Here is a 22,324-nt window from a genome sequence, read left to right as displayed (position 1 = left end):
GAAGGAGTCCGACATGCATGAATTCAAGCTGCCCGACATGAGCTGCGGCCACTGCCTGGCGGCGGTGACCGAGGCGGTGAAGGAGGCCGACGCGCACGCGGAGGTGAACGTCGACCTGCCGCAGAAGACCGTGAAGGTGGCGAGCGGCCTGAGCCGGGAGCGACTGGCGGGTGTGCTCGGCGAGGCCGGCTACCCGCCGGCGCCGGCCTCGTGAGCGTGGGGCGGGCGCTCAGGCCTGCTTGAGCGCTTCGCTGTCGAACGGCAGCTGGCGCAGCCGCTTTCCCGTGGCCGCGAAGATCGCATTGGCCACGGCCGGGGCGATCGGCGGCGTGCCGGGTTCGCCGATGCCGCCGGGGGCTTCGTTGCTCTGGACGATGTGCACGTCGACCTTGGGCATCTCGTTCAGGCGCAGCACCGGGTAGTCGTGGAAGTTGCTCTGCTCGACCTTCCCGTCCTTGAAGGTGATGCGTCCGTAGAGTGCGGCGGACAGGCCGTAGACCACGGCGCCTTCGATCTGGCGGGCGATCGTCTGAGGGTTGACGATCTGGCCGCAGTCCACGGCCGCGGTCACGCGGTGGACGGTGATGCCGCCGTCCTTGGACACGGACACCTCCGCCACTTCGGCGACCCAGGTGCCGAAGCTTTCCGCCACCGCGATGCCGCGATGCCGGCCCTTGGGCAGCGGGCGGCTCCAGCCGGCCTTCTCCGCGGCCAGCAGGAGTACGCCGCGCGCGCGCGGGTGCTTTTCGAGCAGCCCCAGCCGGTACTTCAGCGGATCGACCTTGGCCGCATGCGCCAGCTCGTCGATGAAGCTCTCGATGAAGAACGCGTTCTGCGAATGTCCGACCGAGCGCCAGAACCACACTTGCGGTCCCGGTTCCGCGCGGCCGTAGGCGATGCGCTGGTGCGGGATCTCGTAGGGGTGATCCGCGAGGCCTTCGACGGCCATTGAATCGACGCCGTTCTCGGGGATCTTCATGAAGCCCGAAGCCGCCATGATCGACGGGCTGGCGACGTCCGCGCGCAGCATCAGCGGCTGGCCCTGGTCGTCGAGGCCCGCCTCGAAACGCACGCGCGACGTCGGCCGGTAGTAGCCGGCGGCCATGTCGTCCTCGCGGGCATAGATCAGCTTCACCGGGCTGCCGCTGAGCTTGGACAGCAGCGTCGCGTCGATGGTGAAGTCCGGCGCGAAGCGCCGACCGAAGCCGCCGCCCAGCAGCATCGTGTTGACCTTCACCTTGGCCGGCGTGACCTGGGCGACCTGCGACAGGATGCCTTGCGCCGGGCCCTGGCTCTGCGTGCCTGCCCAGATCGTGACCTCGTCACCCTTGACCCAGGCCAGGCAGTTCAGTGGCTCCATCGCGGCGTGCGCGAGGTAGGGCACGTCGTACTGCGCGCTCAGGTTGCGCGCGGCGTTGGCGCTGCCGTCCTTGACGTTGCCCACGTCGCGCGCGATCGCGGTGGCGTTCTGCAGGCCCTCGTCGAGCGAGGCCGACACCTTGCCGGACGACAGGTCGACGTGCGCGCCCAGGTCCCATTCGATGCCCAGCGCGTCTCGCCCCTGCCTGGCCGCCCAGTAGCCGTCCGCCAGCACGGCCACGCCCGAAGGAATGGCGATGACCTTGCGCACGCCCTTCACCGCCTTGGCCTTGCCCTCGTCGAAGGCCTTGGGCTTGGCGCCGGCGATCGGCGCGCGCGCCATCACCGCGACCAGCAAGCCGTCCACGTGCGCGTCGATGCCGAACTTGGCGGTGCCGTTGATCTTGGCCGCGCTGTCCAGGCGGCGCGTCGGCTTGCCCATGATGCGGAAGTCCTTGCGGTCCTTCAGCGCGGGTTTTTCCGGCACTGGCTGCTTCGCGGCGGCGCCGACCAGCGAGCCGTAGCTCGCCTTGCGGCCGTTGGCGCCGATCACCTGGCCGCGCTCGGTGCGCAGCGTCGACGCGTCCACCTTCCACTGCTGCGCCGCCGCGGCGATCAGCATCTGACGCGCCGCGGCGCCGGCGAGTCGCACCGGCGTCCAGTGCGCGCGCACGGTCGTGCTGCCGCCGGTGGCCTGCATGCCGAACATCGGGTTGTTGTACGCCGCATCCGCCGGCGCCTGCTCGACCGAGACCAGCGCCCAGTCGGCGTCCAGCTCCTCGGCCACCATCATCGGGATGGCGGTCAGCACGCCCTGGCCCATCTCGGCCGAGCCGCAGACGACGGTGACCCGGTTGTCGGGCGTGATGCGCAGCCAGGCGTTGGGGGCGAAGGTGTTGGAGGCGGGGACGCCCGTGGCCGTCTGCGCCAGCGCCGCTCGGCCCGCCGCCAGCGGCAGCGCGAACGAAACGGTCAAGGCGGCGCCGCCCTTCAGCAGCGCGCGGCGTCCAGCAGACGTCGGCGCGGCGGGTGAGGGCTGATCGTCCGCGGGCCGGGCGGGCATGGCGACGTGGGTGAGGAAGGCATCCATCTCAGCCTCCCTTCGCCAGCGTGGCCGAGGCGTCGTGGATCGCCGCCCGGATCTGGTTGTAGGTGCCGCAGCGGCAGACGTTGCCGCTCATCGCGCCGTCGATGTCGGCGTCGGTGGGCTTCTTCTTGCCGGCCAGCAGCGCGCAGGCGCTCATGATCTGGCCGCTCTGGCAGTAGCCGCACTGCGGGACGTCGATCTTCAGCCAGGCGTGCTGCACGGCGCGTCCGGCGGGCGTCGCGCCCACGCCTTCGATCGTGGTGATCTTCTTGCCGGCCGCCGATGCCAGCGGCGTCTGGCACGAGCGGACCGGCTGGCCGTCCAGGTGCACGGTGCAGGCGCCGCACAGCGCCATGCCGCAGCCGAACTTGGTGCCGGTCAGTTGCAGGTCTTCGCGCAGCGCCCACAGCAGGGGCATCTGCGGATCGGCATCGAGCGTCACCGCCTTGCCGTTCACGGTCATCGAAATGGACATGGGGGTTCCTCCTGGGGACGCCTGGGCGGATCCGCCGCGCCCGGTCCTTCTTCCTTGTCAGGGGCCGGGTCTTGCGGCGGGGGTGCGCAAGCGTATCCCTTTCGAACATCCAGCGCCCGGGGCCAGGTCTTGCGGGGCGTCCGCCTGGAGATAACCCGGAAGGGTTCATGCGAATGAAAGGGCGCTGGGCGCACCCGAATGGTGCCATTTCAGGTGTCAAGGGTTTTCCCTTCCTGGCACCGCTGCCATGCCCCGTTTTCGCGCTCGGTTCGCCCGCTTTTGCAGCAGTCGGGCGCTTTTCGCCCGTCCATGCGAAGAGTGGATGCTGTGGCGTGAACGATTGTTGCTGTTTTGCAATGGATGACGACGGACATGGGCCAGGGCGCTCCACAGAATCCGCCCCCTCAATCGCAAGTGGAAGTATGAGAAAAGAAAACCAGCTCTCCCTGTCCCTGAGCGCCGCCGCGGCGCTGCTCTGCTGCGCGCAGGTCGCGCAAGCCCAGGCACAGGACACGACCCAGCTTCAACGCGTCGAGGTGACCGGCTCCAACATCAAGCGTCTGGCGTCGGAAACCGCCTCGCCGGTGCAGGTCTACAACCGTGAAGAGATCCGCCGCACCGGCGCCAACACCGTTCGCCAGGTGCTGGACACGCTGACGTCGACCTCGAGCAGCGAGATCAAGGACGACGGCAACACCTCCAGCTTCGCCTCGGGTGCCTCGGGCGTGTCGATGCGCGGCCTGGGCAAGGGCGCCACGCTGGTGCTGCTGAACGGCCGCCGCGTCGCCAACTTCGGCTTGGCCGACGGCGCCAAGGACACCTTCGTCAACGTCGATGCGATCCCGGCCGACGCCGTCGAGCGCGTCGAGATCCTGAAGGACGGCGCCTCCGCCATCTACGGCTCCGACGCGATGGCCGGCGTGATCAACATCATCACGCGCCGCTCGTACAACGGCGTCGGTGCCTCCGTCAGCACCACGTTCAACGAACATCCGGCCGTCGGCGCGCAGCGTCAGGCCAGCCTCGTGGCCGGCTTCGGCGACCTGGACAAGGACCGCTTCAACGTCTTCGCCAACATCGAGGCGTACAAGCGCGACGGCTACACCGTGGCCGACGTGAAGGACGACTATCCGGCGTGGCACAAGGGCTTCTTCCTGTCGACCTTCGGCGACAAGAGCCTGAATTCCTACCCCGGCAACCTGCGCGTGGGCACGAACCGCGTGCCGGTGACGGGCTGCACGACGCTGAACGCGGCGGGCCAGTGCGTGACCGACGTCAACGGCCTGAATGCGGTCTCCGATCCGGCCAAGCGCGTGAACCTGTTCAGCGCCGGCCGCCTGAAGGTCACGGAGGACATCCAGGCCTTCGCCGAGGTGTCCTATTCGAAGACAACCACCGAGTACCTGACCGTGCCGATGGCCATCGGCGCGGGCGCCACCTCGCGCTGGTACGACGGCTACAACAAGGTCGCGCAGTCGGTGCCGCATCCGGTGCTGTCGGCCTCGAATCCGGCGAACCCCACGGGCCAGCCCCGCGGCATCGATTACCGGTTCATGGACGATCCCGGCCTGTTCAACTACGACGGCACCGGCAAGCAGTACCGCGTGCTGACCGGCGTACAGGGCACCTTCCGCGAGATGGATTGGGAAGTCTCCGTGGGCCGCAATGCCGCCGAGGCGGACAAGCTGGCCCGCTGGGGTTCGCGCGACCTGTTCGCGGCTGTCGAGTCGGGCGAGTACAAGATCGGCGGCGGCAACAGCCGCGAGCTGCTGGAGCGCCTGTTCCCGGTCAACGGCTCGCAGGGCAAGAACCACCAGACCTGGGTGGATGCCAAGCTGAGCGGCGAACTGCTGCAACTGCCGGGCGGCCCGCTGGCCTTTGCGGTCGGCGCGGAGCACCGTCAGGAAGGCGTGCGCATCAAGTCCACGGACAACGTCCTGAAGGCGCAGATCGTCGGCCGCGGCTCGGTGCTGATCGACGGCGAGCGCAACCTGGAGGCGGCCTTCATCGAATTGAACGCCCCGGTGCTGAAGAAGCTGGAGCTCAACGGCGCGCTGCGTTTCGACAAGGCCTCGGGCTTCGAAGGACGCGTCTCGCCCAAGCTGGGTGTTCGCTTCGAAGTGCTGCCGCAGCTGCTGCTGCGCGGCACGGTGGCCGGCGGCTTCCGCGCGCCCAACATCCCCGAGACCTTGGGCCAGGTCGGCGTCACCGGTTTCTACAACCAGATGGTGGACCCGAAGCGCTGCGCCACCGCCACGGCGATCAACGACATCCTCAAGGACGGCACCGCCGCCGACAAGTCCGACGCCGCGCTGGCCCTGGCCAGCGGCTGCCGCGCGTCGCTGCCGGTGATGATCTCGGCCAATCCCGACCTCAAGCCCGAAACCTCCAAGAGCGTGACGCTGGGCTTCGTGTTCGAGCCGACCAAGAACGCCTCGATCGCCGTCGACTACTTCAGCATCGAGCGCAAGAACGAGATCAACTCGCGGGATCCGGACTACGTGCTGGCGCGCGAAGGGCAGGCCGGCTACGACACGGTCATCAGCCGCGGCGCGCTGACGGCGCAGGAGCTGGCGTGGGTCGCCCGCGCCAACCAGGTGTCCGGCCAGTCGCTGTCGTGGGGCGCGGGCCAGATCACGTCCATGCTGCTGCAGTACGAGAACTTCGGGAAGACCGAGAGTTCGGGCGTGGACATCGACGTCAAGGGCCGTGTGGCGGCGGGATCGTTCGGCACGCTGAACCTGGGCGTGGCGGCGGCCTATGCGCTGACCTACAAGGCCTGGGACATCGATGCGAACAAGTGGCGTCCCAACCAGGTCGGCCTGTACGAGAACCCGCGCCTGAAGGCGGTGTTCTCGGCCGCCTGGAACAAGGGCGACTGGACCACCGGCGTGCGCTTCAACTACACCTCGCGCACGGCGCTGAACCGCAGCGAAGCCGACCTCGACACCTGGGGCGAGGCCGCCTGCCAGAGCAGCCTGAAGCCGGGTTCGCTGCCCTGCTACATCGACGAGGACATCCGCACCGACTTCAGCCTGGGCTACACCGGCATCAAGAACCTGCGGCTGTCGTTGAACATCAACAACCTGATGGGCGACGAGCGTCCGGTCAACCTGCGCGATGGGTACCGGATCCGTCCGCGCAGCTACAAGGTGGGCGCGTCCTACGACTTCTGATCGCTGCCGCGATCACCTTGAAGCCCGGCCTTGGCCGGGCTTTTTTTCGTCCGTCCGCGTCGGAAAGCCCTGTCTTTCGACATCGGAGATGCCCTCGTCATGGCAATGACCCGGCATATCCGTGTGATTTACGCCTGCATTTGAGGGGGTTTCTGGGGATAGGGTTCCCCCTGCTTTGAGCCATGACTGCCGGGTTTCTTCTTATAGGTGTGTCGCTCTTTTGCTGCGCGATGTACCAAATGTTTAAGTCAGTGAACCACACGTTTGAGCTACTGAAAAAATCAGCTCACGCACCGCACCGGGCACATCGACCCGGGTGCGCTCTGCAACCGTTCGGGAAACAGCGCCATCACCGGGTGCGACCCCACTTCAGAAGAGGACCGCAATGTCTCGTCAACTTACCCACAGGGCGCTGGTACTCACCAGCATCGCGATCGCCAGCACGCTGGCCTGCGGCATCGCTGCCGCGCAGGAGTCGCAGCAACTGGAACGCGTGGAAGTCACGGGTTCCAACATCCGCCGCACGGCTGCCGAAGGCACATCGCCGATCGACCGGATCACGGCGGCGGAGATCCGTGCCAGCGGTGCGAAGACCGCGCTGGAGCTGATGAAGATGGTGCCGGCGCTGGGCACCGACGGCTACTTCGACACCCCGGGACAGAACAGCTTCTCGCGTGGCGTCGCCACCGCCTCGCTGCGCGGCCTGGGCTCGACGTCCACGCTGGTGCTGCTGAACGGCCGCCGCCTCACGCCGGCCGCCTACGCGAATCCGAACAACGGCACGTCGACCCTGTACGACCTGAACACCATTCCGGTGTCCGCCCTGGAGCGCGTTGAAATCTTCAAGGACGGCGCTTCGGCGGTGTACGGCTCCGACGCGGTCGGCGGCGTCATCAACTTCATCACCAAGAACGACTACCAAGGCATCCAGATGGGCGCCACGGTGGGCGCCAACGACGACGGCGAATTCAGCCGCCAGACGGTCAACGGCGCGTTCGGCTTCGGCGACTTCGCCAAGGACGGCTTCAACGTCCTGGTCAGCGCGGACATCACGCATCGCGGTCGCACGATGACCCGTGACGTCAAGGACATCCACGCCGACGACTACGCCAAGATCAACGTACGCCTGAACCCCTACGGCTCGTTCGTCTCGTCACAGCCGTTCTTCACGCGTGAAGGCACCGCCGGACAGTTGAACTTCCCGCAGGGCACCGCGGCGAACGTCATCAACCGCAAGGATTGCGACCCGGCGAATCTGATCACGGGCGGCGCCCAGCACGGCATCACCCAGGCTCCGGCGCTCAACCGACAGTTCTGCAACTTCAACCTCGACAACTACAACGAGGCGCAGAACAAGGGCACCGACGGCAGCCTGATCTCCCGTGCGACCTTCCGTGTCAACAACGACATCACCGCGTTCGCCGAAGCCGGTTACGCGCGTACCGAACGCGATTACCTGGGTGCCCCCCGCACGATCAGCGGCTTGAACCCGGCCAGCAACTTCCTGCTGGGCAACGTGGCGGCGCCGTTCCAGCCGGTGTTGGAAATCGGACATCCGGACAACCCGTTCCCGAACGCGCGCGCCGCTGTGCAGATGCGTTTCGAGAACATCCGCGGCGGCAGCGAGCTGACCAACCAGCAGTACCGCGCACTGGGCGGGGTCAAGGGCACGACCGGCAACTTCGACTGGGAAAGCGCGGTCCTGTGGAACAAGGCCAAGCGTGAGGAAACCAGCTTCGGCTTCCTGAACCTGGACGTGCTGCGCACGATGCTCGGCCCGAACGGCCGCACGCTGGCGCAGATCGCCGCCGATCCCAACCTGTCGCGTCCGCTGACCAACAACGCCGATGCGTCGATCTGGCAGTGGGATGCCAAGGTCGCCACCGAATTCGGCTCGCTGCCGGGCGGCGCGATCGGCGCGGCAGCCGGTGTTGAAATCCGTCGCGAGACACTGGAGATCACGCCCGATACGTTGAATGCCACGGGCAAGATCCTGGGTCTGGCCAACACGCAGATCGACGGCGGCCGCACGGTGAAGTCGGCGTTCGTCGAGTTCCGCACACCGTTCTTCAAGACGTTCGAGATGGACTTCGCGGGGCGTGCCGACAAGTACCCCGGCATCAAGACCAACTTCGTGCCGAAGGTCGGCGCCAAGTGGACGGCACTGCCGCAACTCTCGTTCCGCGGCACCTACTCCGAAGGCTTCCGCGCCCCGGCCGTGTCGCAGATCGCTCCGGGCGGCGCGCAGTACTTCGTCAACGGTGTCATCGACCCGCTGCGTTGCGAGGAAGACGGTTCCACGCCCAAGCCGGGAGCGGCACCGACCGACTGCTCGAAGAGCGTGGCCGGCGTGGGTACGTCCAATCCTCAACTCAAGCCCGAGAAGTCCAAGAGCCATTCGTTCGGCGTGATCTTCTCGCCGAGCAAGAACGTGGACATCCTGGTCGACTACTTCAACATCGTCAAGAAGGGTGAAGTGGCCCTGCTTGACGTGCAGAGCGTGGTCGACCACCCGGAACGTTATCCCGGCCTGATCCTGCGTGACCAGAATCCGTCGCTCCAACTGCCGGGCCAGGCGAACTCCGGTCCGCTGCTGTTCGTGCAGACCCCGTGGGTCAACCAGGGCACGACCGAGGTCTCGGGCATCGACTTCGAGCTCAAGACCAACATGGTCCCGAAGGAAGGCCTGCGCTGGACCAACCAGCTGCGCGGCACCTACATGACCCGGTACAGCCGCGAGGAGCACGCAGGCGATGCGCGCAACAACCTGGTGGGCACCAACGGCGGCCTGGCCGACTGGGCGACTTCGGTGGGCGATACGCCGCGCCTGAAGTTCCGTGCGACCTCGACGCTGGAAATCGACGGCCGTCATTCGATCATGGGCGCGATGAACTGGGTGAGCGGTGTGTCGTTCATCCGCCGCATGGATGGCGCGGTGCCTGAGTACTACTCCGGCAACACCTGCCACTGGGGCGGCGCCAACCCCGACGGCCTGACCGGCCGCACGGTGCTGGGCGTGCCGACCACGCCGACCAACGGCCGTGACGAGTACATCAAGCGTTATCCGAACTGCGCGGTCGGCAAGTGGATGACCTTCGACGTCGGCTACACGTACACCGGCTTCAAGGACCTGTCCCTGTCGCTGAACATCCAGAACGTGATGGACGAGAAGGCGCCGTACTACCCCGGCACCAACACGGCCGCGAACACGATCCTGGGCTGGAACCCGGGCCTGCACAGCGGGACCGGTCGCTACTGGGCGCTGTCGGCGAACTACACCTTCAAGTGATCGATGCCGGCTCCGGCCGGTTCGAGACACTCTGAACGCAACACCGAAAGGGACCGCAAGGTCCCTTTTTTTCGTCCGTGCGCCGCCGTGGCGAAACTTCAACGGCGACGCTTCTTCGGAGGCAGGGGCGCGGGCACGCGGGCCTGGTCCTTGGAATGCTCGAAGCGCGCGGCCAGCGCGTCGATGAACAGTCTCGTCCGCGCCGGCAGCAGGCGGCGCGACGGGAACACGAGCTGCAGCGGGCCGACCTCGCCGGCCCATTCGGGCAGGACCTCGACGAGGCGGCCATCGTCGAGTTCGTCGACGACGTCCCAGACCGCGCGGCGCACCAGGCCCAGTCCGGCGAGGGCCCAGTCATGCGCCTGCTCGCCGTTGTCGGTGACGAGCCGGCCCTGCACGGTGACCGTGCGCGGGGAGGCCGACACTGACGGGTCGGCCGGCATGAACAGCCAGTCCGACTGGCGCGTGGCGATGCGCTCCTGGAGGATGCAGTCGTGGCTGGCGAGGTCCTCGAGCGAGCGCGGCGTGCCGCGGCGGCGCAGGTAGTCCGGCGTCGCGCAGAGCACGCGCCGATTGGGTCCGAGCCGGCGCGCGACCAGCCGCGAGTCCGCCGGACCGCCGATGCGCACGGCGCAGTCGAAGCCTTCCTCGATCAGGTCGACGAGCGCGTCGGAGAGCGAGACCTGCACGGTGACGTCGGGATGCTCGCGCATGAATTCGGCGGCGAGCGGGCCGACGCAGCGGCGGCCCAGCGCGACCGTCGAGGTGACGCGCAGCAGCCCGCGCGCCTGCTGGCGTCCCTGCGTGAGCTCGGCCTCGGCGTCGTCGATGTCGGCGAGGATGGTCTGGCAGCGCTCCAGGTAGATCGCGCCCTCGTCGGTCAGCGCCAGACGCCGTGAACTCCGCTGCAGCAGCCGCACGCCGAGCCGCGCTTCCAGCCGCGCCAGCCGCTTGCTGCCCACGGCCGGGGAGAAACCGAGCTCCCGCCCCGCCGCGGACAGGCTGCCCGCGGCGACAGCCCGCACGAATAGGCGCATGTCATCGAGTTCATTCATTCCGGATCTCCGTGGGAGCCGCATCATGACGGCGCCATCTTTTCCATTCTGGAACAGATGCTTATCACTTTCGATGGATTCCCATCTTGCGAGCGACAGATCACAGTGCGGACCATTGAATCAACGTTGGAGTCGCTCGTGACCTCCCTGTCTTCCACCCTCGACGAGGCCGGCCAGGCTGGCGATACCGGCGCCAAACCGGCGGCCCCGCGCGGCTTCCCGCTGCCTATCCTGGCCCTGGCGCTGGCGGCCTTCGCGATCGGCACGACCGAGTTCGTGATCATGGGTCTGCTGCCGGCAATGGCGCAGGACCTGGCGGTGAGCCTGCCACGCGCGGGTCTGCTGGTGACGGGTTATGCACTCGGCGTGGCGCTGGGTGCGCCGCCGCTGGCGGCGCTCAGCGCGAGCTGGCCGCGCAAGCGGGCGCTGCTGGTGCTGATCGCGCTGTTCATCGCGGGCAACCTGCTGTCGGCGATCGGCGGTGGCTATTGGACGGTGATGGCAGGCCGCATCGTCGCGGCCCTGGCGCACGGATCCTTCTTCGGCATCGGCGCCGTGCTGGCGAGCGAGCTGGTCGCGCCCGACCGCAAGGCCGGCGCGATCGCGCTGATGTTCACCGGCCTCACGCTGGCCAACGTGCTGGGCGTGCCCTTGGGCAACCTGATCGGCCAGGAATGGGGCTGGCGCGCGAGCTTCGGCGCGGTGGCCGGGCTGGGCATCGTCGCGGCGATTGCGCTGGTCGCGCTGCTGCCGAAGACGAAGGACGCCGACACCGCCGCGCAGGCGGGCAACGACTGGTCGGTGCTCAAGCGCCCGCAGGTGCTGATCGCGCTGGCGCTGACGGCGGTCGGCTTCGGCGGCATCTTCACCGCGTTCACCTTCATCGCGCCGATGCTGGCGGAGGTCACCGGCCTGTCGACGGGATGGATCACGGGCGTGCTGTTCCTGTTCGGCCTGGGCCTGACGGTCGGCAACACAATGGGCGGCAAGCTGGCGGACTGGAAGCTGATGCCGTCGCTGATGGGCGTGCTCGTCGCGCTGGCGATCGTGCAGGCGCTGCTGGCGATGGTGCTCGACTGGCAATGGCCGACCATCGTGACCGTCTTCGTCTGGGGTATGGCCGCCTTCGCGACGGTGCCCGGACTGCAGATGCGGATGATGCAGCAGGCGCCCGACGCGCCGGCGCTGGTGTCGACGCTCAACATCGCGGCGTTCAACCTGGGCAATGCGGGCGGTGCGTGGCTGGGTGGGTGGATGCTGACGCACGGTGCATCGCTGCGCTCGTTGCCGGTGGCGGGGTCAGGGCTTGCCGTGTTCGGGATCGGTCTGGCGGCGATCAGCGTGCTCATCGAACGGCGGGCTCGCTGACTTCAGCGATGGCCGCAATGAGGAAGGGCGACCGCATGCGGTCGCCCTTTCGCCGGGAATCAGCTTGCCAGTGCAGAGGCTGAGGGGTCCGGCCAGTTCTGTCGCGTGTGAACGAGGTCCAGTACTTCGATGGCCTCGGGCGTGACGCGATACGGTACGAAGTAGTTGGGGGTGAGGACGATCTCGCGGATCCCGGCCACGCACGACGAGGCGCGATAAAGCATCGGGAACGACAGGGCCAATCGCAGCTTCTTGACCATCTGCCGACCGAACTCTTCTGCAGCCAGTTGATTGTGTCGGGCCATTTCCTCGAGGATCAGATCGATGCGAAGCAGCGCGCGGGCGCGACATTCAATCGTTTTGGGATTGAGCATGGCGGCTCCTCATGTCCTGAAGCTTGCGCTCCATCCAGTCGACGAAGTCATCGAAAGGAATGCTCGGTCGCGGGTCTTCGATCGACAGGCGGATCTGCTCCCGATACCAACAGTCCCAGGCTTCCTGATCAAAGTTGTCCTCGCTGATGCGAGGCGCGTACGCGCCGGGGGCAGTGGGTGGAGGGATCTGCATCGGCGCAATGCCAGCGCCCAGCAGCTCCTGAGCTGCGGGATCGATGTCGTGGTTCACGTTGTCGGTCTCCATGGAATGACTCGAAAGTCGGAGCCGTCATCGTTCCCGAACAGGGGCTGGAGAGCGATGACCTCAACTGCTGATCTTTTGACCTTCCCAGGTCTTGCGCGCTTCGACGCGTTGCGCTGAGGGTCAGGCCTTGCCGTCGACGGCGTCCATGCCGCCGCCGTCCAGCGCCTCGGCCACGCGGGCCTTCAGTCGACGCAGGGCCTTGAGCTCCTGGTCCGGCGCCTGCAGCGCCGGCCACAGCAGCGCGACCAGATCGCGCGCCGCCGCGTCCACCTGGATCTGCCGGCCGGCGATGATCACCTCCCAAAGCATGTGCTCCATCGGCCCGAACACCAGCGAGCGCAGCAGGCGCAGCGGGATGTCCTGCCGGACCTCGCCCTGCGCCTGGCCGCGCGCCAGCAGGTCCATCAGCGGCGCGGTGTAGCGGCGCTGCAGATCGACGAAGGCGGCACCGAAGTCCTGGCCCTCGCCCCGCGCCACCGGCGCGTCGCGCTTGCGGCCTTCCGACAGCACCAGTTCGCACAACCCCGTGCCCTGGATCAGGAACAGCCGCAGGTGGGTGTGGACGACGAACTCCAGCTGGTCCCGGATCGGCCGCCCGCGCGGCAGGCCCGATTCGATCGCCTCGATGATCTCGTCGTACCAGTCGCCGATCACCCGCATGCAGAGCTCGCGCTTGCCGCGGAAGTAGGTGAAGACCGTCGCCTCGGAGATCCCCAGCCGCTGCGCGATCTCGGTCGTCGTCGCGCGCTCGTAGCCACGCTCGGCGAAGACGGCGCGGCTCGCGCGCAGGATGTCCTTCACCCGCTGCTCGGCCTTCGCGCCCACCGGCGAGCGGCGCTGCGCGGGCAGCGCAGCCGCGGAGGGCGGATCGAGGCGGGCGTCTTCTCTGGACATCGGTGCGGGGCTCATGAGAAGCGGATTCTCCGGGTTTATTGAGCCGGGCTCAAGTCGGTGCGATCCATGCTCGGGTCCGGCTTGGAAACTGCTGTCATCTGACTTATGCTTCGCGCCTTGCGCCGCGCCGGCGATCCCGGAACAGCGCCTTCAGCCAGCGCTTCCGCACAGAATTGAGCGCGGCTCATAAGACCGGAGACCCAGACCCATGCCCCAGCTGTCCACCAAGCTCAACGCCCGCTCGGCCGACTTCAAGGCCAATGCGGACGCGATGCGCGGCCTGATCGACGACCTCAACGCCCGCCTGGCGAAGATCGCCGAGGGCGGCGGCGAGGCCGCGCGCGCCAAGCACGTCGGACGCGGCAAGCTGCTGCCGCGCGACCGCGTGGAGATGCTGCTGGACCCCGGCACGCCGTTCCTGGAGCTGGCCCCGCTGGCGGGCCTGGACATGTATGACAACGCGGCCCCTGGCGGCGGCGTGATCGCCGGCATCGGCCGGGTGTCCGGCGTCGAGTGCGTGATCGTCTGCAACGACGCCACCGTCAAGGGCGGCACCTACTACCCGATCACCGTCAAGAAACACCTGCGCGCGCAGGAGATCGCCGATCAGAACCGCCTGCCCTGCATCTACCTGGTGGACAGCGGCGGCGCCAATCTGCCCAACCAGGACGAGGTGTTCCCGGACCGCGACCACTTCGGCCGCATCTTCTTCAATCAGGCCAATCTCTCGGCCAAGGGCATTCCGCAGATCGCCGTGGTGATGGGCTCCTGCACGGCCGGCGGCGCCTACGTGCCGGCGATGAGCGACGAGACCGTCATCGTCAAGAATCAGGGGACCATCTTCCTGGGCGGCCCGCCACTGGTGAAGGCCGCGACCGGCGAGGTCGTCAGCGCCGAGGACCTGGGCGGCGGCGACGTGCACACGCGCCTGTCCGGCGTGGCCGACCACCTGGCCGAGAACGACACCCACGCGCTGGCGATCGCGCGCCAGTCCGTGGCGCGGCTGAACTGGCGCAAGCAGGGCGAGCTGCTGACCCAGGCGCCGCAGGCGCCGTCCTACGATCCCGCCGAACTGCACGGCGTGATCCCCACCGACACCCGCAAGCCCTTCGACGTGCGCGAGGTCATCGCCCGCATCGTCGACGGCAGCGTCTTCGACGAATTCAAGGCCCGCTACGGCAACACGCTGGTCTGCGGCTTCGCCCACATCGAGGGCATGCCCGTCGGCATCGTGGCCAACAACGGCATCCTCTTCGCGGAGAGCGCCAACAAGGGCGCCCACTTCATCGAGCTGTGCTGCCAGCGCAAGATCCCGCTGGTGTTCCTGCAGAACATCACCGGCTTCATGGTCGGCCGCAAGTACGAGAACGAAGGCATCGCCCGCGCCGGCGCCAAGATGGTGACGGCGGTGGCCTGCGCGCAGGTGCCCAAGTTCACCGTGATCATCGGCGGCAGCTTCGGCGCCGGGAACTACGGCATGTGCGGCCGCGCCTACTCGCCGCGTTTCCTGTGGATGTGGCCGAACGCCCGCATCTCGGTCATGGGCGGCGAGCAGGCCGCGTCGGTGCTGGCCACGGTCAAGCGCGACGGCATCGAGGGCAAGGGCGGTCAATGGTCCGCGGACGAGGAAGAGGCCTTCAAGGCGCCGATCCGCCAGCAGTACGAGGACCAGGGCCATCCGTATTACGCCAGCGCCCGGCTGTGGGACGACGGCGTCATCGATCCCGCCGACACGCGCCGCGTGCTCGCGCTGGGCCTCTCCGCCGCGCTGAACGCCGAGATCCCCGAGACGAAGTTCGGCGTGTTCCGGATGTAAGGTGCCGATCTCTTCTGAACGCCCGCTCCGACGATGACCGCCCTGACCCTGCGACCGCTGACCCCCGAGGACTCCATCGAGGCGCTCACCGCGCTGCTGCACCTGGCCTACGCATCGCTGGCGGCGCAGGGATGGAACTTCACCGCGGTCGACCAGAGTGTGCAGACCACGCGCGAACGCGTGGCCTCCGGCCAGGCCTTCGTCGCGCTGAGCGCCGGTGGCGAGCTGGTGGGCACGGTGACCGTCGCGCCGCCGAAGCGGCCCGATGGCCGCTACCTCGGCGATCCGGTGCCCGACTGCTACACCCAGGCCGACACGGCGATCCTCGCCCAGCTCGCCGTGCATCCGTCGTGCCGGGGGCAGGGCGTCGGCGAGCGGCTGATGGATGTCGCCGAAGCCTGGGCGCTCGCGCAGGGCTACGCGCATGTCGCGCTCGACACGGCCGTGCCCGCCGAGGCGCTGCGCCGTCGCTACGAGCGACGCGGCTACGCGCTCATCGGCGACGTGCAGTGGGCCGGGAAGACCTATCGCAGCGTGCTGATGCGCAAGGCGCTTGGCGTCGCGGAGGCCTCGGCATGAGTCGATCCCAGACGCGCTGCGTGGCGATGTGCCTCGTGACTCGCCTGCGAGGCGGTCTGCTGGTCGCTGCCTTCGGCGTGACGGGCGTGATGGGCGTGATGGGCGTGACGGGCATGACGGGCACGACGGGCGTGGCCTTTGCCGCCGGCGTCGCGCCCGCTGTGCAGGCCCTGGCGCCAGCGACGCCAGCGCCCGAGCGCGTGGCGACTGACATCCGCGAATCCGTCATCCGCGTGCAGGCGCTGGTGGAGGACCATCGCGGGCAGACGCTGATCGGGGACCTGGTGGTGACGACCTATCGGCCCCCCGGTCCGGGGCCGTTCCCGCTGGTGGTGCTGAACCACGGCCGCCCCGCCGCGTCGGAACAGGAGCGCGCCGCGGTCAAGCGCCAGCGCCTCGAAAGCGCTTCGCGCTTCTTCGTCCGCAAGGGCTTCGCGGTGGCCGTGCCGACCCGGCTGGGTTACGGCGACACGGCCGCGAAGGGCGATCCCGATTCCAGCGTGCGCTGCGACGTGCCCCAGTACAAGGTGGCCGCCAAGGCGCTGGCCACGCAGGTCGCCGCGGTCGTGCGCTTCATGCAGTCGTCCGTCGACATCGACGCGCAGCGCGTCGTGGTGATGGGCCAGTCGGTCGGCGGCTTCGCGGCGATGGCGGCGACCGGCGAGCGCATCCCGGGGCTGGTCGCTGCGATCGACTTCGCTGGCGGCTACGGACCCGGTCCCGGCGCGAACGCCGGCGAGCCGTGCCGTCCGGAAGAACTCGCCAACCGCTTCCACGACTTCGGTCGCCGCGCGTCCCACGGCCGCGAGGCGGTGCCGACCTTGTGGGTGTTCACCGGGAACGACCAGTTCATCGCCGCCAAGTACCAGGAGCGATGGGCCCAGGCCTACCGCGACGGCGGCGGCCGGGCGCAGACGCGTCTGATGCCGGCCTTCGGCGAGGACGGCCACCAGCTGTTCGCGCGTGGCAACGACCTCTGGCAGCCGATCGTCGACGAGTTCCTTCAGCCGCTCGGCTTCCCCATCCCCGGCGCCTTGCCGATGCCGCTGGACGGCGTCGTCTCGATCGACGACACCTCGGCCTTGCCGGACGACGGGCGCGTGATCAACGGCTATCGCCGGTTCCTGGCGGCGAAGGAGCCGCGCGCCTTCGCCACCAACGGCCGCCACTGGGGACTCGCCACCGGCGACGACGCGCAGTCCCACGCGCTCGCACTCTGCGATCAACACACGGACGGCGAAGAGCGCTGCCGCCTCTACGCCGTCAACCGCACCGTCGTGTGGAGCCAACCATGACCTCGATCCTGTCCCCGACGATGCCCTCGAACGATTTCATCCCCACCACGCTGCGCGTCGAGCGGAGCGGTCCGAACGACGCCGTTGCGCGCGTGACGCTGAACCGTCCCGACGTCCGCAACGCCTTCAACGACACGGTCATCGGTGAACTCACCGCGGTGTTCGACGCGCTCGGCGGCGATCCGTCGCTGCGTGCGATCGTGCTGGCCGCCGAGGGCAAGGCCTTCTGCGCCGGCGCCGACCTGAACTGGATGAAGGCGATGGCCGGCTACAGCTGGGACGAGAACCACGCCGACGCCGGCCGCCTGGCCCACATGCTGTGGACGCTCTACAGCTGCCCGGTGCCGGTGATCGCGCGCGTGCAGGGCGACGTCTACGCCGGCGGCGTCGGACTGGTGTCGGTGTGCGACATCGTCGTCGCGGCCGAGTCTGCCGGCTTCTGCCTGTCCGAGGCCAAGCTCGGCCTGCTGCCTGCGACCATCGGTCCCTACGTCGTGCGCGCACTCGGCGAGCAGGCTTCGCGCCGATACTTCGTGACGGCGGAGCGTTTCTCCGCGACCGAGGCGCACCGGCTCGGACTTGTCCATGAACTGGCCACCGATGCGCAGGCGCTGGACGCGAAGGTCGAAGCGCTCGTCGCCGCGCTGCTGGCCAACGGCCCGGCGGCGGTGAAAGCCTGCAAGCGCCTCGTCCAGGACGTCGCCCATGCCCCGATCACGGCCACGCTGCGCGACGACACCGCGCGCCGCATCGCCGACATCCGCGCCAGCGCCGAAGGGCGCGAGGGCGTGCAGAGTTTTCTTTCGAAGGCCAAGCCCTCGTGGCTGGCCTGACGCGATCGTCCGCTCGAGCGCCGCGTCCTGGTTTCCCAAGAGCAGGTTTCTGAATGTCCGAAGCAGTACGACAAGACTGGCAACGCCGCAGCCTCGCGGCGGTCTGGCACCCGTGCACGCAGATGGCGCGCGCGCAGGACGTGCCGCCGTTGCCCATCGCCCGGGGTGACGGCCCCTGGCTGTTCGACCACGAGGGCCGGCGCTATTTCGACGCCAACAGCTCGTGGTGGGTCAACCTCTTCGGCCACGCCGACAGGGACCTGAACGATGCGATCAAGCATCAGCTCGACACGCTGCCGCACGTGATGCTGGCCGGCTGCACGCACGAGCCGGCGGTGCGCCTGGCCGAGCGCCTGTCCGCGCGCACCGGCGGCGCGCTGGGTCACCTGTTCTTCGGCAGCGACGGCGCCTCGGCGGTCGAGATCGCGCTGAAGCAGAGCTTCCATTCCTGGCGCAACCGCGGCCTCACGGACAAGCGCGAGTTCGTCTGTTTGAAGCACGGCTATCACGGCGAAACCATCGGCGCGCTCGCCGTCACGGATGTCGCGATCTTCCGCGACGCCTATGACCCGCTGCTGATGCGCAGCCACACCGTCACGTCGCCGGATCAGCGTCTGGGCAACGAGGCGCAGGCGATCGAGGAGATGCGGGCGCTGCTCGCGGAGCGCCACGCCCACATCGCCGCCGTCATCGTCGAGCCGCTGGTGCAGGGCGCCGCGGGCATGTCGATGTACGCGCCGAGCTACCTGAAGGCGCTGCGCGCGCTGTGCACCGAATTCAGGGTGCACCTGATCGCGGATGAGATCGCCGTGGGCTGCGGTCGCACCGGCACCTTCTTCGCGTGGGAGCAGACGGTGCCCGCGACGAAGGCGGACTGGCCCGATTTCGTGCTGCTGTCCAAGGGCATCACCGGCGGGACGATGCCGCTGTCGCTGGTGCTGACCACGGACGACGTCTACGAGGCGTTCTGGTCGCAGGACGTGACGCGCGGCTTCCTGCACTCGCACAGCTACACCGGCAATCCGCTGGCATGCGCCGCCGCGAATGCGGTGCTGGATCGCTTCGATGCCGGTCAGCTCGAACGCAACCAGCAGCAGGCGGTGCGGCTCACCGAGGCCTTCGCCCCGCTCGCCGCCGATCCGCGCGTGACACATCTGCGTCAGCGCGGAATGATCCTGGCCTTCGACATCAATCCCAAGACGACCGCGCCGGTCGATCGCTTCTCCGAGAAGTTCCACCTCGCCGGGCGCAAGCATGAGCTGCTGATCCGTCCGATCGGCCAGACGGTGTACCTGATGCCGCCGTACCTGATCGATGAAGCGACGGCCAGATTCCTCGCGGACGCCGTGCGCGCGACGCTGGAGGAGGTGCTCCATGCTGCTTGATCACCTGCAGGCCAAGCTGGACGCGATCCGGGCCCAGGACCTGACGCGCTTCACCCGCATCGCCGAGACCGGCACGGCGGCGCGCCAGACCGTGCGCGGCGCCGACGGCCTCGCGCGCGAGCTGACGATGTTCTGCAGCAACGACTACCTCGGTCTGGCCGCGCATCCGGCGGTGGCCGACGCGCTCATCGAGGGCGCGCACGTCTACGGCGGCGGCTCCGGCGCATCGCCGCTGGTGAGCGGCCATTCGCGCGCGCACCACGACGTGGAAGCGCTGCTGGGCCGCTGGTTCGAGCCCCACATTCCAGGCGCCAAGGCGATCGGCTTCTGCACTGGCTACATGGCCAACCTCGCGGTGGTGACCGCGCTGGGCGACGCCGATGCGGAAATCTTCAGCGAGACGCTGAACCACGCCTCGCTGATTGACGGCACCCGGCTGGCGAAGGCCAAGGTCGCGCGCTACGCGCATTGCGACGTCGAGGACCTGCGCCGGCAGTTGGCGGCCAGCACGGCGCGCGTGAAGCTGATCGTCACCGACGCCGTCTTCAGCATGGACGGCGACATCGCGCCGCTGCCGGCGCTTCTGGCCGCCGCGGAGGAATTCGACGCCTGGCTGATCATCGACGACGCGCACGGGCTCGGCGTGCTCGGCGAGAACGGCGTCGGCTCTCTGGAGCACTTCCAGCTGCGCAGCGAACGGCTGATCGTCGTCGGCACGCTGGGCAAGGCGGCGGGACTTGCGGGGGCCTTCGTCGTCGCCCATCCGACGATCACCGGCTACCTGCTACAGGCGGCGCGGAACTACATCTTTTCCACGGCCTCGCCCCCGGCGGTGGAGCACGCGCTGCTCACCAGCCTGGACCTGATCCGCGGCGACGTCGGCCGTGCACGCCGTGCGTCGCTGCGTGCCCTGCAGGCACGGCTGCGCGAGGGCATCGGAGCGCTGCTGGATCGCCATCCGACGCTGACCTGGCAGCTCGCCGAGTCGCAGACGCCGATCCAGCCGCTGATCGTCGGCGGCAACGCCGAGGTGATGGCGCTCGCCGGCGCGCTGGAGCGCGAAGGCCTGCGCGTGCCCGGCATCCGTCCTCCGACGGTGCCCAAAGGCGAGGCGCGGCTGCGCATCACGCTGTGCGCGACGCACACGGCGGCGGATGTCGATCGTCTCGTCGCCGCGCTGGAGGCTTGCGCATGAGCACGATGCATCCGCTCCACGGCTTCTTCATCACCGGCACCGACACCGAGATCGGCAAGACCTGCATCACCGCCGGACTGACGCGCGCGTTCGACGGCCTGGGCCGGTACGTGACGCCGATCAAGTCGCTGGCCGCCGGCCAGACGCAGGACGCCGGCGGCGTCTGGGTCAACGAGGACGTCGCCCAGCTGCACGCCGCGCAGACGCAGGGCATGACGATGGACGAGGTCGGCCCGCTGCAGTTCCGCGAGCCCTGCGCGCCGCACATCGCCGCGAAGCTCGAAGGCCGCGACATCGACCGCGACGCGTTGCTGGCCGCGATCCGGCGCTCCGCGTCGAAAGGCGACTTCGCGCTGATCGAGGGCGTCGGCGGTTTCCGCGTGCCGCTGACCGACGACTGGGACACGGCCGACCTGGCCGTCGACCTGGCGATGCCGGTGGTGCTGGTCGTCGGCCTGCGGCTGGGCTGCATCAACCACGCGCTGCTGACGGCCGAGGCCGTCCTGGCGCGCGGCCTGCGCCTCGCGGGCTGGGTGGCCAACACCGCCGACCCCCATCAATCCCATGTGGCGGACAATCTGGCCGCCTTGCACGCCCGACTCGACCAGGGCTTGAGTGTGCCGTGCTGGGGCCATGTGCCCCGGCTCCCAGATCCTTCTCCCGCGGCCGTGGCCGCGCATCTGCAGCAGCCGCTGCTGTTGAACGCATTGAAAGCATGACGATGAAGCAGACCGTCAACCAGATCCAGACGCTGACGCCCACCACCGACGAGCAACGGCGCAACGCCAAGCCCTGGACCGTCAACGAGATCGCCGCACTGTTCGAGCTGCCGTTCAACGACCTGCTGTTCCGCGCGCAGCAGGTGCATCGCGAGCACTTCGATCCGAACGCGGTCCAGCTGTCCACGCTGCTGTCCATCAAGACCGGCGGCTGCGAGGAGGACTGCAAGTATTGCCCGCAGTCGGCCCACTTCGACACCGGCCTGAAGGCCGAGAAGCTGATCCCGCTGCAGGAGGTGATGGAAGCCGCCCGCGCCGCCAAGGCCAACGGCGCGACCCGCTTCTGCATGGGCGCCGCCTGGCGCTCGCCGAAGGAGCGTCATCTGGAAGCCATCGGGGAGATGATCTCCGAGGTCAAGGCGATGGGCCTGGAGACCTGCCTGACCGCCGGCATGCTGGGCGACGGCCAGGCCGAGCAGCTGCGCGAGGCGGGGCTGGACTACTACAACCACAACCTCGACACCTCGCCGGAGTTCTACGGCCAGATCATCACGACGCGCACCTACCAGGACCGTCTCGACACGCTGGAGCGCGTGCGCGGCGTCGGCCTGAAGGTGTGCTCGGGCGGCATCGTCGGCATGGGCGAAACCCGCCGCCAGCGCGCCGGCCTGATCGCGCAGCTGGCCAACCTGGAACCGTATCCGGAGTCCGTGCCCATCAACAACCTGGTCCAGGTCGAAGGCACGCCGCTGGCGGGCACGGAAGCGCTGGACCCGTTCGAGTTCATCCGCACGATCGCCGTGGCCCGCATCACGATGCCGCGCGCGATGGTGCGCCTGTCCGCCGGCCGAGAGGAAATGCCCGAGACGATGCAGTCGCTGTGCTTCCTGGCCGGCGCGAACAGCATGTTCTACGGCGACAAGCTGCTGACCACCAGCAACCCGCAGGCCGAGAAGGACCGCCAGCTGATCGACCGCCTGGGCATGCACTGCGCGACGGAGGCCGAGCTGAGCGCCGACACCGTGCCGGGCTGCGCGCCGGTCGGCGAGGACGCCGCGGCGTCCTGCGGCCATCGCCATTGAGCGCCGTCGGCCTGACCTGAACCGACCCGACGACGCGTGACGGCCCAGACCGTCGCGCGGCCCCGGACGATCGCAACG

The 22,324-nt window shown here is 68.5% G+C and carries 18 protein-coding genes; 12 read left to right on the top strand and 6 right to left on the bottom strand.

Going from position 1 to position 22,324, the window contains the following annotated elements:
- The first annotated feature begins 13 nt into the window (after positions 1 to 13).
- On the top strand, positions 14 to 214 hold the full coding sequence (locus PV762_RS11115) for a heavy-metal-associated domain-containing protein (RefSeq protein ID WP_421035092.1): 201 nt from the start codon (positions 14 to 16) through the stop codon (positions 212 to 214).
- A gap of 15 nt (positions 215 to 229) precedes the next feature.
- Here PV762_RS11115 and PV762_RS11110 read toward each other — a convergent pair whose 3' ends face one another.
- Both PV762_RS11110 and PV762_RS11105 read right to left on the bottom strand, forming a co-directional pair.
- Positions 230 to 2,449 carry a molybdopterin cofactor-binding domain-containing protein gene (locus PV762_RS11110; RefSeq protein ID WP_421035091.1) on the bottom strand — a complete coding sequence of 740 codons (2,220 nt, stop codon included), beginning with the start codon at positions 2,447 to 2,449 and terminating at the stop codon, positions 230 to 232.
- 1 nt (position 2,450) lies between these two features.
- On the bottom strand, positions 2,451 to 2,921 hold the full coding sequence (locus tag PV762_RS11105) for a (2Fe-2S)-binding protein (RefSeq protein ID WP_421035090.1): 471 nt from the start codon (positions 2,919 to 2,921) through the stop codon (positions 2,451 to 2,453).
- Between the two features lie 422 nt (positions 2,922 to 3,343).
- On the opposite strand from PV762_RS11105, the gene PV762_RS11100 reads away from it, so the two are divergent.
- Together PV762_RS11100 and PV762_RS11095 are read left to right on the top strand one after the other, a co-directional pair.
- Entirely contained in the window at positions 3,344 to 6,097 is a 2,754-nt protein-coding gene (locus PV762_RS11100; RefSeq protein WP_421035089.1) for a TonB-dependent receptor plug domain-containing protein, read from the top strand.
- Between the two features lie 385 nt (positions 6,098 to 6,482).
- Positions 6,483 to 9,386: a TonB-dependent receptor plug domain-containing protein gene (locus PV762_RS11095; protein ID WP_421035088.1), complete on the top strand. Its 2,904-nt coding sequence runs from the start codon at positions 6,483 to 6,485 to the stop codon at positions 9,384 to 9,386.
- Between the two features lie 98 nt (positions 9,387 to 9,484).
- Here the strand turns inward: PV762_RS11095 and PV762_RS11090 are convergent, their stop codons facing one another.
- Positions 9,485 to 10,441: a LysR family transcriptional regulator gene (locus tag PV762_RS11090; RefSeq protein ID WP_421035087.1), complete on the bottom strand. Its 957-nt coding sequence runs from the start codon at positions 10,439 to 10,441 to the stop codon at positions 9,485 to 9,487.
- A 222-nt stretch (positions 10,442 to 10,663) separates the two neighbouring features.
- Between PV762_RS11090 and PV762_RS11085 the strand changes: the two genes are divergently transcribed.
- On the top strand, positions 10,664 to 11,809 hold the full coding sequence (locus PV762_RS11085; RefSeq protein ID WP_421035232.1) for an MFS transporter: 1,146 nt from the start codon (positions 10,664 to 10,666) through the stop codon (positions 11,807 to 11,809).
- Between the two features lie 59 nt (positions 11,810 to 11,868).
- Here the strand turns inward: PV762_RS11085 and PV762_RS11080 are convergent, their stop codons facing one another.
- The 3 genes from PV762_RS11080 to PV762_RS11070 all read right to left on the bottom strand — a co-directional run bounded on the left by PV762_RS11080 (position 11,869) and on the right by PV762_RS11070 (position 13,342).
- Positions 11,869 to 12,183 (bottom strand): type II toxin-antitoxin system RelE/ParE family toxin, encoded by a 315-nt coding sequence (locus PV762_RS11080; RefSeq protein ID WP_421035086.1) that lies wholly within the window; start codon positions 12,181 to 12,183, stop codon positions 11,869 to 11,871.
- Positions 12,161 to 12,448, bottom strand: a complete 288-nt coding sequence (locus PV762_RS11075) for a hypothetical protein (protein ID WP_421035085.1) — start codon at positions 12,446 to 12,448, stop codon at positions 12,161 to 12,163. Before PV762_RS11075 ends, PV762_RS11080 begins: the two co-directional genes overlap by 23 nt.
- A gap of 120 nt (positions 12,449 to 12,568) precedes the next feature.
- A complete protein-coding gene (locus PV762_RS11070) occupies positions 12,569 to 13,342 on the bottom strand; it encodes a TetR/AcrR family transcriptional regulator (protein ID WP_421035084.1) in 774 nt (257 codons plus the stop codon).
- 208 nt (positions 13,343 to 13,550) lie between these two features.
- On the opposite strand from PV762_RS11070, the gene PV762_RS11065 reads away from it, so the two are divergent.
- Genes PV762_RS11065 through bioB form a run of 8 tightly spaced genes read left to right on the top strand, consistent with a single transcriptional unit; the run spans position 13,551 to position 22,246 of the window.
- A complete protein-coding gene (locus PV762_RS11065) occupies positions 13,551 to 15,158 on the top strand; it encodes a carboxyl transferase domain-containing protein (RefSeq protein ID WP_421035083.1) in 1,608 nt (535 codons plus the stop codon).
- A gap of 33 nt (positions 15,159 to 15,191) precedes the next feature.
- Positions 15,192 to 15,737: a GNAT family N-acetyltransferase gene (locus PV762_RS11060; RefSeq protein ID WP_421035082.1), complete on the top strand. Its 546-nt coding sequence runs from the start codon at positions 15,192 to 15,194 to the stop codon at positions 15,735 to 15,737.
- Positions 15,734 to 17,032, top strand: a complete 1,299-nt coding sequence (locus tag PV762_RS11055; RefSeq protein WP_421035081.1) for an alpha/beta hydrolase family protein — start codon at positions 15,734 to 15,736, stop codon at positions 17,030 to 17,032. Before PV762_RS11060 ends, PV762_RS11055 begins: the two co-directional genes overlap by 4 nt.
- 20 nt (positions 17,033 to 17,052) lie before the next feature.
- Positions 17,053 to 17,865 (top strand): enoyl-CoA hydratase/isomerase family protein, encoded by an 813-nt coding sequence (locus PV762_RS11050; protein WP_421035231.1) that lies wholly within the window; start codon positions 17,053 to 17,055, stop codon positions 17,863 to 17,865.
- Positions 17,866 to 17,918: 53 nt separating this feature from the next.
- Positions 17,919 to 19,250, top strand: a complete 1,332-nt coding sequence (gene bioA, locus PV762_RS11045) for an adenosylmethionine--8-amino-7-oxononanoate transaminase (RefSeq protein WP_421035080.1) — start codon at positions 17,919 to 17,921, stop codon at positions 19,248 to 19,250.
- Positions 19,240 to 20,445, top strand: a complete 1,206-nt coding sequence (locus PV762_RS11040) for an aminotransferase class I/II-fold pyridoxal phosphate-dependent enzyme (protein ID WP_421035079.1) — start codon at positions 19,240 to 19,242, stop codon at positions 20,443 to 20,445. The genes bioA and PV762_RS11040 overlap by 11 nt, the downstream gene beginning before the upstream one ends.
- The gene (gene bioD / locus PV762_RS11035) at positions 20,442 to 21,164 is read left to right on the top strand and encodes a dethiobiotin synthase (protein WP_421035078.1); all 723 of its coding nucleotides are present in this window, start codon (positions 20,442 to 20,444) and stop codon (positions 21,162 to 21,164) included. Before PV762_RS11040 ends, bioD begins: the two co-directional genes overlap by 4 nt.
- Complete coding sequence (bioB, locus tag PV762_RS11030; RefSeq protein ID WP_421035077.1) at positions 21,161 to 22,246, top strand: biotin synthase BioB; 1,086 nt, start codon at positions 21,161 to 21,163, stop codon at positions 22,244 to 22,246. The genes bioD and bioB overlap by 4 nt, the downstream gene beginning before the upstream one ends.
- Positions 22,247 to 22,324: the final 78 nt, after the last annotated feature.

The sequence above is a fragment of the Mitsuaria sp. CC2 genome (genome assembly GCF_048957715.1).
Lineage (GTDB): Bacteria > Pseudomonadota > Gammaproteobacteria > Burkholderiales > Burkholderiaceae_C > Roseateles.
The sequence above is the reverse complement of the archived record's forward strand: the minus strand, read 5'-3'. Positions and strand labels throughout refer to the sequence as shown.

What these genes read in the sequence shown, in the direction of transcription:
- PV762_RS11115 (WP_421035092.1), top strand. Translation starts at nt 14, where the DNA reads ATGCATGAATTCAAGCTGCCCGACATGAGCTGCGGCCACTGCCTGGCG.
- PV762_RS11110 (WP_421035091.1), bottom strand. Translation starts at nt 2,449, where the DNA reads ATGGATGCCTTCCTCACCCACGTCGCCATGCCCGCCCGGCCCGCGGAC.
- PV762_RS11105 (WP_421035090.1), bottom strand. Translation starts at nt 2,921, where the DNA reads ATGTCCATTTCGATGACCGTGAACGGCAAGGCGGTGACGCTCGATGCC.
- PV762_RS11100 (WP_421035089.1), top strand. Translation starts at nt 3,344, where the DNA reads ATGAGAAAAGAAAACCAGCTCTCCCTGTCCCTGAGCGCCGCCGCGGCG.
- PV762_RS11095 (WP_421035088.1), top strand. Translation starts at nt 6,483, where the DNA reads ATGTCTCGTCAACTTACCCACAGGGCGCTGGTACTCACCAGCATCGCG.
- PV762_RS11090 (WP_421035087.1), bottom strand. Translation starts at nt 10,441, where the DNA reads ATGAATGAACTCGATGACATGCGCCTATTCGTGCGGGCTGTCGCCGCG.
- PV762_RS11080 (WP_421035086.1), bottom strand. Translation starts at nt 12,183, where the DNA reads ATGCTCAATCCCAAAACGATTGAATGTCGCGCCCGCGCGCTGCTTCGC.
- PV762_RS11075 (WP_421035085.1), bottom strand. Translation starts at nt 12,448, where the DNA reads ATGGAGACCGACAACGTGAACCACGACATCGATCCCGCAGCTCAGGAG.
- PV762_RS11070 (WP_421035084.1), bottom strand. Translation starts at nt 13,342, where the DNA reads ATGTCCAGAGAAGACGCCCGCCTCGATCCGCCCTCCGCGGCTGCGCTG.
- PV762_RS11065 (WP_421035083.1), top strand. Translation starts at nt 13,551, where the DNA reads ATGCCCCAGCTGTCCACCAAGCTCAACGCCCGCTCGGCCGACTTCAAG.
- PV762_RS11060 (WP_421035082.1), top strand. Translation starts at nt 15,192, where the DNA reads ATGACCGCCCTGACCCTGCGACCGCTGACCCCCGAGGACTCCATCGAG.
- PV762_RS11055 (WP_421035081.1), top strand. Translation starts at nt 15,734, where the DNA reads ATGAGTCGATCCCAGACGCGCTGCGTGGCGATGTGCCTCGTGACTCGC.
- PV762_RS11050 (WP_421035231.1), top strand. Translation starts at nt 17,053, where the DNA reads ATGCCCTCGAACGATTTCATCCCCACCACGCTGCGCGTCGAGCGGAGC.
- bioA (WP_421035080.1), top strand. Translation starts at nt 17,919, where the DNA reads ATGTCCGAAGCAGTACGACAAGACTGGCAACGCCGCAGCCTCGCGGCG.
- PV762_RS11040 (WP_421035079.1), top strand. Translation starts at nt 19,240, where the DNA reads ATGCTGCTTGATCACCTGCAGGCCAAGCTGGACGCGATCCGGGCCCAG.
- bioD (WP_421035078.1), top strand. Translation starts at nt 20,442, where the DNA reads ATGAGCACGATGCATCCGCTCCACGGCTTCTTCATCACCGGCACCGAC.
- bioB (WP_421035077.1), top strand. Translation starts at nt 21,161, where the DNA reads ATGACGATGAAGCAGACCGTCAACCAGATCCAGACGCTGACGCCCACC.